Origin of the sequence: Micromonospora sp. (genome assembly GCF_048594385.1) — a bacterium.
In the GTDB taxonomy this organism is placed as follows: Bacteria; Actinomycetota; Actinomycetes; order Mycobacteriales; family Micromonosporaceae; genus Micromonospora; species Micromonospora wenchangensis.
The window spans coordinates 1-10,053 of record NZ_JBMDWU010000406.1; the positions used below are offsets into that span (position 1 = coordinate 1).

Below are 10,053 nucleotides of genomic sequence, written 5' to 3' on the forward strand. Positions count from 1 at the left end.
CGCCTCGCGCGCCGCGGCGCGCGGGGCCCCGCGCCGCCCCCCCCCCCCCCCCCCCCCCCCCCCCCCCACGGCCGTATCCCCCGTCCGGAGCAGGTCGAACGGGTGTGGCATGGTTGATGGCGTGGTGATTCCGACGGGGGAGCGTTCAGGTGCCGTCGGCTCCGGTGGTCGTCGGGGCCGGGCGGGCACGGGTCAGATCGGCGCGCTCGGCGTGCACCTGGCCGATCCGCGGGTCGAGGCGTCCGTGCTGGGCCTGCTGGACGACGTCGAGGTGGAGCTGCGGGCCAGCGTGTCCAGCGCCGACCCGCTCGTCACCGAGGCGGCCCGGCACCTCGTCGAGGCGGGCGGCAAGCGGTTCCGGCCGTTGCTGGTGGCGCTGGGCGCGCAGTTCGGCGACCCGGGGGGCCGGCAGGTGGTGCCGGCGGCCGTGGTGATGGAACTCACCCACCTCGCCACCCTCTACCACGACGACGTGATGGACGAGGCCGCCGTGCGGCGGGGCGCGCCCAGCGCGAACTCCCGCTGGACCAACTCGGTGGCCATCCTGGTCGGCGACTACCTCTTCGCGCGGGCCGCCGACATCGCCGCCGACCTCGGTCCGGAGGCGGTACGGCTCCAGGCGCGCACCTTCGCCCGGCTCGTGCACGGGCAGATCGCCGAGACCGTCGGCCCCCGCACGGCGGACCCCGTCGACCACTACCTGCGGGTGATCGCCGACAAGACGGGTTCGCTGATCGCCACCTCGGCCCGGTTCGGCGGCATGTTCGGCGGGGCGACCGAGGAGCACACCGAGGCCCTCGCCGGCTACGGCGAGACCATCGGGGTGGCCTTCCAGCTCTCCGACGACCTGCTCGACATCGCCTCCGAGTCGATGCAGTCGGGCAAGACACCCGGCACCGACCTGCGGGAGGGGGTGCCGACCCTGCCGGTGCTCTACGCGCTGGCCGGCGACGACTCCGACGCGGCCTCGGTGCGGCTGCGGGAGATCCTGGCCACCGGCCCGCTGGTCGACGACGCGCTGCACACCGAGGCGCTCGGCCTGCTCCGGGAGTCCCCGGCGCTCAAGCGGGCCCGGGAGACCGTCCGCAGCTACGCCGAGGACGCCCGCGCCCAGTTGACGCCGCTGCCGCGGATTCCGGCCCGGCAGGCGCTGGAATCGCTCTGCGACTACATCGCCGACCGCACCAGCTGAACCCCGCGCCGCCCGGGTCCGGCCTGCTCATGGCGTGGCGGAGCGGCGCAGCAGCCGGCTGCCGGTGAGCATGAGGACGGCGGCGAGGAGCATGGCGACCCCGGCGGTCAGCCACATCACCGGGTAGCCGCCGGCCCCGGCGAGCGCACCGAGCCCGAGCGGGCCGAGGCAGCCGCCGGCGTACACCCCGGTCTGGGTGATCGAGGTGGCGGCGGCCGGGGCCCGCGGGTGCAGCCGGACCACCGCGAAGTTCAGCAGGCCGGGCCACGCCCAGCCCAACCCGAAGCCGAGCACCACCCCGACGGTCAGCGGCACCGCCCCGGCCACCGCCAGCAGCCCCAACCCGACTGCCCCGACCACCAGCATCGCGGCGATCAGCGCGACGTGACCGGTGTCCCGCCGGTCGGCGAGCCAGCCGACGCCGATCCGGGCCGCCACGCAGACCGCGCCGCCCAGGGTGAGCACCAGTCCGGCCGGGCCGGGGGCGAGCCCTCGGTGCACCGACGAGTCGACCACGAAGGTGCCCAGCGCGTTGGCTGCGCCCGCCGCGAGGGTGGCTGCCACGCCGACCACCACCAGCGCCGTGGTGGCCCCACCGCCGCGTTCCGCCGCGCGCTCCCGTACCGGTCCGGCCGGCTGCGGGGGTACGGCCGGCAGCGCGGCCAACGCGGCCCCGGCGGCGGCCACGAAGGCCCAGCGCCAGCCGGCGGTGAGGGCGATCGCCGGCACCGCCGCCCCGGCCAGCAGGGTGGACGCGGGGATGGCGGCCTGCTTCACCCCGAACGACAGGCCCTGCCGCCGGGCGGGCACGTGCCGGGCCAGCGCGGCGTTGCTGGCGAGTTGACCGAGGGCGTTGGCGGCGGCGCTGAGCGCGAGCAGGCCGACCAGCACCGGGTAGGAGCGGGCCAGTCCGGCGATGGCGAGCAGGCAGCCGGCGGCGAGTCCGACGGCGGCGCGGGCCACCACGGCCGGGCCGACCCGCTCCACCAGCCGGCCCGACGGCACCGCGGCGAGCGCGCTGACGCCGAAGTAGACCGACACGGCCAAGCCCAGCCCGGCGGGGGAGAAGCCCAGGTCGTCGCCCATCTGCACGGCGAGCCCGCCGACCAGGAAGACCGGCAGGACGCTGGCGATGGTGGTGGCGACCGCCCCGCCGCCGGCCCGCAGGGGACGTACGGCCGGCGTACGGCTGAGGGCGGTGTCGGTCATCGTGGGCCCAACCTACGCGAGTCGTGTTCCTGACAACGCTCGGCGTGTCGCCCGGGAACCCGCCGTATACCGCCTGATCTGGCATCCCCCACCCGAACGGGCGTTCCGTCTTGGCCGGGTTTTTCATATGGTGTAAGTCCCCGGCTGCGGAGGTGGTTGTGCGTGACCCCCTGGCGGAACCTTCGGATCTGATCCGAAGTGTGTCCCGCGCGCTACGCGTGCTCGAGTCGGTCGGTCGTGCCCCGAAGGGCCTGACGGTCAAGCAGATCGCCCGGCGGTGCGAGCTGACCGTCGCCACCACGTACCACCTGGTCCGCACCCTGGCCTATGAGGGTTACGTGATCCGGCGGGAGGACGGCACCTACATCGTCGGCCTGGAGATCGCCGACCGGTACCGGGAACTGGTCACCGCGTTCCGGGGCCCGGCGGCGGTCGGCGAGTCGCTGCGGCGGGCCGCCGTCGACACCGGGTGGAGCCACTACCTGGGTCGCTTCGTCGGCGGCCAGGTGGCGGTCACCGCCGTCGCCGAGGGGGCCCGCTCGCCTTACCTGGAGGACATGGTCCCCGGCTTCGACGAGGGCGCGCACGCCACCGCCCTGGGCAAGGCGCTGCTGGCCACCCTCACCACCGAGCAGCGCCTGCGCTACCTGCGCGACTACGGCATGCGGCCGTTCACCACCGCCACCCTCACCAGCCCCGAGGCGTTCGAGGCGGATCTGGCCGCCGGCGACCGGCGGGGCATGCAGTTGGAGCTGGGGCAGTTCCGGCAGGGGGTGGCGTGCGCCGCCGTCCTGGTCACCCCGGACAAGGACATGGAACGGCGGGTGGTGCTGGCCTGCGCCCTGCCGGCCAGCGAGATGATGACCTCCGCCCGGGTGGTCCGCGCCAAGCTGCTCACCGCCGCCCGCGCGGTCGCCGACGGCATCGCCGCCGACCTCTGAGCCGCCCGGCGTACGGGCGAAGGCCCCCTCCCGGACCGAAGCGGGAGAGGGCCTTCGCGGCCGGCCCGGCGGGGCCGACCCGGGACGGGCGCGTCAGCTGCCGATCGGGCCGCCGTCGAGCCGCCAGGTGACCACCACGCCCGGCTTGGCGTAGTCGCCGTCCGGCCAGGTCGACGCCGGCTTCTCCACCGACGCGCCGGTGATCTCACCGGGGTGCTGCACGGCGACGAACACCGACCGGTTGTCGCCGGTGATGAACGGCCCGCAGGTCTCCGCACCCAGCGGCACGGTCAGGAACTGCTTCAGGTGCCCCCGTTCCGGCCCCTCGACGGCGGTGGCGAACAGGCCGTCGTTGCTGCCCAACGCGTTGCCGTCGGTGGAGATCCAGAGGTTGCCGGTGGCGTCGAAGGCGACGTTGTCCGGGCAGGAGATCGGCGAGACCTTCGTCTTGTCGTACCCGGCGAAGTAGGTCGACGGGTCGGCCGGGTCACCGGCGACGATCGGCAGCGACCAGGTGAAGGACTCGGCCGTGTTGTCGCCCCGGTCCTCGACCAGCTCCAGGATCTGCCCGTGCTTGTTGAGGTTGCGCGGGTTGATCTCGTCGGCCGCCGGCTTGCCGGCCTTGCCCCGGTCGGTGTTGTTGGTCAGCGCCACGTACACCTTGCCGGTGAGCAGGCTCGGCTCGACGTCCTCCGGCCGGTCCATCTTCGTCGCGCCGACCTTGTCCCCGGCGAGCCGGGTGAAGGTGAGCACGTCGGCGGCGGTCATCCCGTCGACGTATGAGCGGTTGCCGCTGACCAGCCTGATCCACCGGCCGGTGCCGTTGAACGCGCCGTCGGCGGGCAGCTTGCCCGAGCCGTCGATCTCGGCGGCGCTGGTCTGGGTGAACTGCGCCACGTAGAGGGTGCCCGACTCCAGCAGGGTCAGGTTGTTCTTGCGGGCCACCCAGGAGTCACCGGGCATGAACTTCTTGTCGGAGACGAACTTGTAGAGGTAGTCGAAGCGCTCGTCGTCGCCCATGTACGCGACCACCCGCTTGTCGCGGGCCACGATGACGTTGGCGCCCTCGTGCTTGAACCGGCCCAGCGCGGTGTGCTTACGCGGGCGGCTCTCCGGGTCGAACGGGTCGATCTCGACGATCCACCCGAACCGGTGCGCCTCGTTGGGGTGCTTCGCCAGGTCGAACCGCTCGTCGGCCCGCTCCCACTTACGGCTGCCGCTGGGGTAGCGGGCGGCGGTGGTGATGCCGTACCTGTCGAACTTCGGCTTCAGCTCGGCGGGCGCGGCGTCGGCGCCGACGAAGTACTGGTTGAAGTTCTCCTCGCCGGAGAGCACCGTCCCCCACGGGGTGACCCCACCGGCGCAGTTGTTCAGGGTGCCGACGACCGTGCGGCCCTTCGGGTCGGCGGCGGTACGCAGCCACGCCGAGCAGGCGGCCGGGCCGGTCAGCTCGAACTTCGTGGCCAACGCGGTGACCCGCCGGTTGTACGGCCGCCGGCCCTGACCCACCGGCCGCCACTGCCCGGTGCCGTCGACCCGCTCCAGTTCCACCACGGACATGCCGTGCGCGGCCATCGCGGTACGCACCTGCTCGACGGTGAGGTTGTCCAGGCCGGTGAAGCCGGGGAACATCAGGTCCTCGTTGGTGTACTCGTGGTTGACCACGAGCAGCGCCCGCCTGCCCCGCCGGTCCAGCGGCAGCACCCCGACGAAGTCGTTGTTGTAGCCGAACTGCTTGGCCTGGGCGGCGGCGGTCTGCCCGTGCAGGTCGAACCGGGGCGCACCGGGCAGCACCGGGTCACCCCAGCGGATGACCACGCTGTGGTCGTACCCGTTGGGGACGACCAGGGTGTCGAGCTGGTTCGGCGGGATCGGCTTGAAGGTCAGCGCGCCGTTGCCGACGCCGCGCTGCGGCGCGGTCGGGTCGGCCACCTCCGGCAGCACCGGGGTGGCCGGCGCGGCAGCGGCGGGGGCGGCCCCGGCCAACGCGCCGGCGGCGGCACCGCCGAAGCCGAGCACCAGCGCGCCCACCGCGCCCGCCCGGACCACGCCCCGCCGGGTCACCTCCCCCTCGACCAGGTCGCCGAAGTAGGTGTTGTCGGAGGTGTTGGGTACCGGGTGGTCGCAGGCGTTGCCGCAGCGGTACAGGCAGGTCATCGCATCGCGGCTGCCGTGCCGGGTGGTACCGAGCAGCGGGAGCAGCCGGGGACGGTCGCTCATGGAAGAAAGCCTCCTGGAAGCAGGTCGGTGGCACGCCGTTGTCACCTGCGCGACGTGCGTACCGGCCGGACGCTGCCAGGACGGGGTGAGCGGCCACCGGACTCGGTGTGAACCGGATGTGAACAGCAGTCACCGCTGAACCGTTCGGGGTCACGGCGCGTAATAACCGGCGGACACGTTTTCGCCGGACCTGTCGGGCGGGAAGCGAGGGGATCACCATCAGCGACCACGACGCCCAACTGCTGCGCGCCCTGCACGACGAGCACGCCGAGGCGCTATACGCGCACGCGCTGCGACTGGTCAACGGGGACCGCACCCGCGCCGAGGACCTGGTGCAGGAGACCCTGCTGCGGGCCTGGCGGCACCCCGAGTCGCTGGACCCGCGCCGCGGATCGGTCCGCGCATGGCTCTTCACGACCGCCCGTAACCTGGCGATCGACGCCTGGCGGCGCCGGTCGACCCGGGTCGGCGAGGTGTTCACCGACGACCTGCCCGAGCCGCCCGAGACGGTGGACGAAGCGGAGCGCGCGGTGGAGGCCTGGACCATCGCCGAGGCGCTGAACCGGCTCAGCCCCACCCACCGGGAGGTGCTGGTCGAGTGCTTCTACCAGGGCCGTTCGGTGGCCGAGGCGGCAGCCCGGCTGGGGGTGCCACCGGGGACGGTCAAGTCCCGCACCCACTACGCACTGCGTTCACTACGGTTGGCCCTGGCCGAGATGGGGGTGACCGGATGACCCGCTGCGAGTTCGCACACGACGACGGCGCGTACGTGCTGGGTGCGCTCGCCCCCGCCGACCGGGCCGCCTACGAGCGGCACCTGGCCGGGTGCGCGGCGTGCCGGGACGCGGTGGCCGAGATCGCCGTGCTGCCGGGCCTGCTGGGCCGGCTCGACCCGACCACGCTGGAGGAGTTCCTTCCGCCACCGCCCGAGGTCAGCCGGGTGCCCGACCTGATCGCCACCGCCCGGGACCGTCGCCGCCGGGAGCGGACCCGCAGCCGCCGACGGTACGCGCTGACCGCCCTCGTCGCCGCCGGGTTCGCCCTGGTGCTGGGCGTCGCCGGGGCGTCCGCCCTGCGTCCGGCCCCGACGACCGCGCCGACCGCCCAGGCGGTACGGATGGTGTCGATGGCGCCGGTGGCGGCCAAGACCCCGGCGGTGCACGCCGAGATCGGGCTGAGCGGCACCAAGTGGGGCACCGAGGTCACCATGCACTGCGGGTACGACGCGACGGCCGGCTACGGCAAGGCGTACACGTTCCGGCTGGTGGCCCGGGGGCCGGACGACGCGACGGAGCAGATCGCCTCCTGGCTGGCCGCCCCCGGCGACGACGTGAACCTGCGCGGGGCGACCCGGTTCACCGACGCCGAACTGGTCCGCCTCGAACTGCTACGCGCCGACGGGACGCTGGTGCTCAGCTACGACGTCCGCTGATTTCCGCAGGCCGCGCGGCGGTCCGGTGGTTCAGTGGGCGGCGGCGGGCAGCGGATCGGCGGCGCGGGCGGCGGCCCGGGTGCGTCGACCGTTGCGCAGCGCGTCCAGGCTGAAGATCACCAGGGCCAGCCAGACCAGGGTGAAACCGGCCAGCCGGGCCGGCGGCATCGGCTCGTGGAAGATCAGCACGCCGCAGCCGAGCTGGAGGACCGGGGCCACGTACTGGAGCATGCCGAGCGCGGTCAGCGGCAGCCGGTTGGCCGCGCCCGCGAACAGCAGCAGCGGAACGGCCGTCACCGCCCCGGCCGCCACCAGCAGCGCGGTGTGCCCGGCCGAGACCTCGCCGAACGTCGACCCGCCCCGGCTCGCCAACCAGCCCAGGTAGGCCAGGGCGGGCAGCGCCAGCACCGCCGACTCGACGAACAGCCCCTCCGCCGCTGGCAGCCCGAGCCGCTTCTTGGCCAGCCCGTAGCCGGCGAAGCTGGCCGCCAGAATCAACGCCAGGTAGGGCAGCCGGCCGTAGTCGACGGTGAGCACCGCGACCGCCGCCGCTCCCACCCCGAGCGCCACCCACTGTGCCGGGCGTAGCCGCTCCCGCAGCACCAGCACCCCGAGCAGCACCGACACCAGCGGGTTGATGAAGTAGCCGAGGGCGGTCTCCACCACCCGGGCGGAGTTCACCCCGTAGATGTAGGTGCCCCAGTTCACCGCGATCAGCGCCGCCGCGACGACGATCCCGGCCAGCGTCCGGGGGCGGCGGGCCAGCGACCGTAGGAAGCCGACGTTGCGCAGGGCGGCGAGCAGCAGCGCGACGAACACCACCGACCAGATGATCCGGTGGGCGAGGATCTCCATCGGCCCGGCCGGCCGGAGCAGCTTCAGGTAGATCGGGATGAAACCCCAGAGCAGGTATGCGCCGAAGCCGTAGAGGTAGCCGAGCCGTAGCGGAGTCACGATCCCACCGTAAGGGGTACGGCCGGAGTAGGCTCCTTTCCGGTGAGCGGGGTCACCGCTCGCCCACCCACTCCATCCACTGCGCCGCCGAGGCCGGGGTGAAGCCCAGCTTCGCGTACACCCCGTGGGCGTCGGCCGTCGACAGCGCGATCCGGCGTACGCCGTACCCGGCGAGATGGTCGCGGATCGAGCCGGCCAGCCAGGTGCCCACGCCACGACCCCGCACCTGCGGGGCGACGTAGAGGTCGCAGAGCCAGCCGAAGGTGGCCCGGTCGGTGACCACCCGGGCGATCCCGACCTGCCCGCCGTCCTGCGGTCGGTAGACGCCGTACGGGGTCGAGCCGGCGAGGGCCCGCTCCGTCGTCTCCCGGCTGCGCCCCAGCGCCCAGTAGGCGTCGGTGGAGAGCCAGTGGTGCACCAGCTCCCGGTCGATGCGCTCCGGGTCGGTGTCGAGCTGCCAGCCGTCGGGGTGGGTCAACGAGAACACCCCGCCACGCTAACCCCACCCGGTGGCCGTCCCGCCAGCCAATTCCCGTCCGGTGGCCGGCCCGGCGGGGCGAGCCGGCCGGCCGCCGCCCCGCTGGAGCGGCGGCCGGCCACCGGGTCAGTCGCGGTCGAGGATCGCCCCGAGGATCCAGGTCACGATGCCGACCAGGAGCGCGCCCAGCACCGCCTCGGGCCAGAACCCGTCCACGTGGAACGGCAGGTCCGCCTGCTCGGCGATCCAGCTGGTGAGCAGGAACAGCAGCCCGTTGACGACCAGGGCGATCAACCCGAGGGTGAGCAGGTAGAAGCCGCAGCCGACGGTCTTGATGATCGGCTGGAGCACCGCGTTCACCACGCCGAAGATCACCGAGACCAGCACCAGGGTGACGATCGCCTCGCCGGCCGAGCCGGTGTCGAGCGTGATGCCGGGGATGAGCAGCGTCGCCAGCCAGAAAGCCACCACCGTGGAGCCCAGCCGGATCAGAAGGCCCTTCAGAAAATCCATGGCCGGGATCGTGTCACGTGCCGTCCAGCCAGGGAACCCACGGTGACCCGTGCGGTCAGCGCCGGCCGGGGCGACCGACCAGTTGCGACTCGATCGGGGTGGGCGAGAGCAGCGCCCAGCGCAGCGCCCGCCGGTTGACCACCGCGACCATGTCGTCCCGGATGCGGGTCAACCACTCCGCCGCACCGCCCAGCCCCAGCGCGGTGCCCGCCAGGGCGGCCTCCGGCGGGTCGAGGGGTTGCAGCACCGCCAGATCGGCCCGGCCGAGGGTGTCGACGTCCGCCGGGGTCAACCCGTCCCGGACCACCAGGGTGGACACCCACCCCGCCCCGGGCGGCGGTTCGCCGGCAGCCGTACCCGCGTCGGCCACCACCAGCAGCGGACGCAGCGGGGAACCGGTGACGCCGACCGCCCGCCCGCTGGGGACCACCACCACCCCGCCCTGCTGCCCGCCGACCCCGCGTACGAACGGCTCCCAGGCGCGTGGCCGACCGGTCTGCACCAGCACCCCGGCCCCCAGCGCCAATGCCCGCAGCACCAGCAACTGGGCCGCCGCCAGCCCGCCGACCAGCACCAGCCTGGTGCCCTCGGCGCGGAACAGCCGGACCGTCACCGCGCCGCCCTGCCGGTTGGCCCCCACCATCAGCCCCGCCCCGCCGAGGGTCAGCTCCGGCGGCTCGACCCCGGGCGTGGCCACCCCGGGCACCGCCAACGGCAACGTGGCGGCCAGGCCGGGCAACTGCGCCCCGTCGAGTCGACACAGCTCACCACCGGCGTCGGCGACGAGCCGGGACAACCCCTCGGCGGCGTGTTCCAGCGCGACCGGCGTGGTGGCGGCCAGCCGTACCGTCAGGCACGTCGCCGGTGCGGTGTCACCGACGCGCGGACCGGCCCCGAGCGCGACGGTGGTGGCGGTCGCCGGCAGGGCCAGCAGCCGGGACACCAACCGGCGACCCGGATCGACCCGGGCGTCCGGCCAGCGGACCAACCGGAAGGTGGCCTGGTGCTGGTCGCCGGTGCACAGCCTCGACCAGTTCTCGCGCACCGGCCGGTCGGGGTCGTGGTGGGCGAGTTCGGCCAGCACCCGCAGCGCGGCATCGCCATGACCGGCCTG

9 protein-coding genes and 1 pseudogene are annotated in these 10,053 nt (G+C 74.0%); 4 read left to right on the forward strand and 6 right to left on the reverse strand.

The window, feature by feature from the left end:
• The first annotated feature begins 109 nt into the window (after window positions 1-109).
• Complete coding sequence (locus tag ACOJTC_RS21660; protein ID WP_204925778.1) at window positions 110-1,192, forward strand: polyprenyl synthetase family protein; 1,083 nt, start codon at window positions 110-112, stop codon at window positions 1,190-1,192.
• Window positions 1,193-1,219: 27 nt separating this feature from the next.
• On the opposite strand, the gene ACOJTC_RS21665 is transcribed toward ACOJTC_RS21660, so the two are convergent.
• Window positions 1,220-2,401 (reverse strand): MFS transporter, encoded by a 1,182-nt coding sequence (locus ACOJTC_RS21665; protein ID WP_420118249.1) that lies wholly within the window; start codon window positions 2,399-2,401, stop codon window positions 1,220-1,222.
• Window positions 2,402-2,559: 158 nt separating this feature from the next.
• On the opposite strand from ACOJTC_RS21665, the gene ACOJTC_RS21670 reads away from it, so the two are divergent.
• Window positions 2,560-3,342 carry an IclR family transcriptional regulator gene (locus tag ACOJTC_RS21670; RefSeq protein WP_088646144.1) on the forward strand — a complete coding sequence of 261 codons (783 nt, stop codon included), beginning with the start codon at window positions 2,560-2,562 and terminating at the stop codon, window positions 3,340-3,342.
• A gap of 93 nt (window positions 3,343-3,435) precedes the next feature.
• Here ACOJTC_RS21670 and ACOJTC_RS21675 read toward each other — a convergent pair whose 3' ends face one another.
• Window positions 3,436-5,562 (reverse strand): PhoX family protein, encoded by a 2,127-nt coding sequence (locus ACOJTC_RS21675; RefSeq protein ID WP_420118250.1) that lies wholly within the window; start codon window positions 5,560-5,562, stop codon window positions 3,436-3,438.
• A gap of 218 nt (window positions 5,563-5,780) precedes the next feature.
• Here ACOJTC_RS21675 and ACOJTC_RS21680 point away from each other — a divergent pair, with 218 nt between their 5' ends.
• Window positions 5,781-6,296, forward strand: a complete 516-nt coding sequence (locus tag ACOJTC_RS21680) for a sigma-70 family RNA polymerase sigma factor (RefSeq protein ID WP_307826223.1) — start codon at window positions 5,781-5,783, stop codon at window positions 6,294-6,296.
• Window positions 6,293-6,994, forward strand: a complete 702-nt coding sequence (locus tag ACOJTC_RS21685; protein WP_204925781.1) for an anti-sigma factor family protein — start codon at window positions 6,293-6,295, stop codon at window positions 6,992-6,994. Before ACOJTC_RS21680 ends, ACOJTC_RS21685 begins: the two co-directional genes overlap by 4 nt.
• Window positions 6,995-7,024: 30 nt before the next feature.
• Here the strand turns inward: ACOJTC_RS21685 and rarD are convergent, their stop codons facing one another.
• The 4 genes and pseudogenes from rarD to ACOJTC_RS21705 form a co-directional block, all read right to left on the reverse strand.
• Window positions 7,025-7,948, reverse strand: a complete 924-nt coding sequence (gene rarD, locus ACOJTC_RS21690; RefSeq protein WP_420118251.1) for an EamA family transporter RarD — start codon at window positions 7,946-7,948, stop codon at window positions 7,025-7,027.
• Window positions 7,949-8,000: 52 nt separating this feature from the next.
• Entirely contained in the window at window positions 8,001-8,435 is a 435-nt protein-coding gene (locus ACOJTC_RS21695; protein ID WP_420118252.1) for a GNAT family N-acetyltransferase, read from the reverse strand.
• A 117-nt stretch (window positions 8,436-8,552) separates the two neighbouring features.
• A complete protein-coding gene (locus ACOJTC_RS21700) occupies window positions 8,553-8,939 on the reverse strand; it encodes a phage holin family protein (RefSeq protein ID WP_204925784.1) in 387 nt (128 codons plus the stop codon).
• Between the two features lie 55 nt (window positions 8,940-8,994).
• Window positions 8,995-10,053, reverse strand: a pseudogene (locus ACOJTC_RS21705) (type VII secretion protein EccE); the annotation flags it as partial.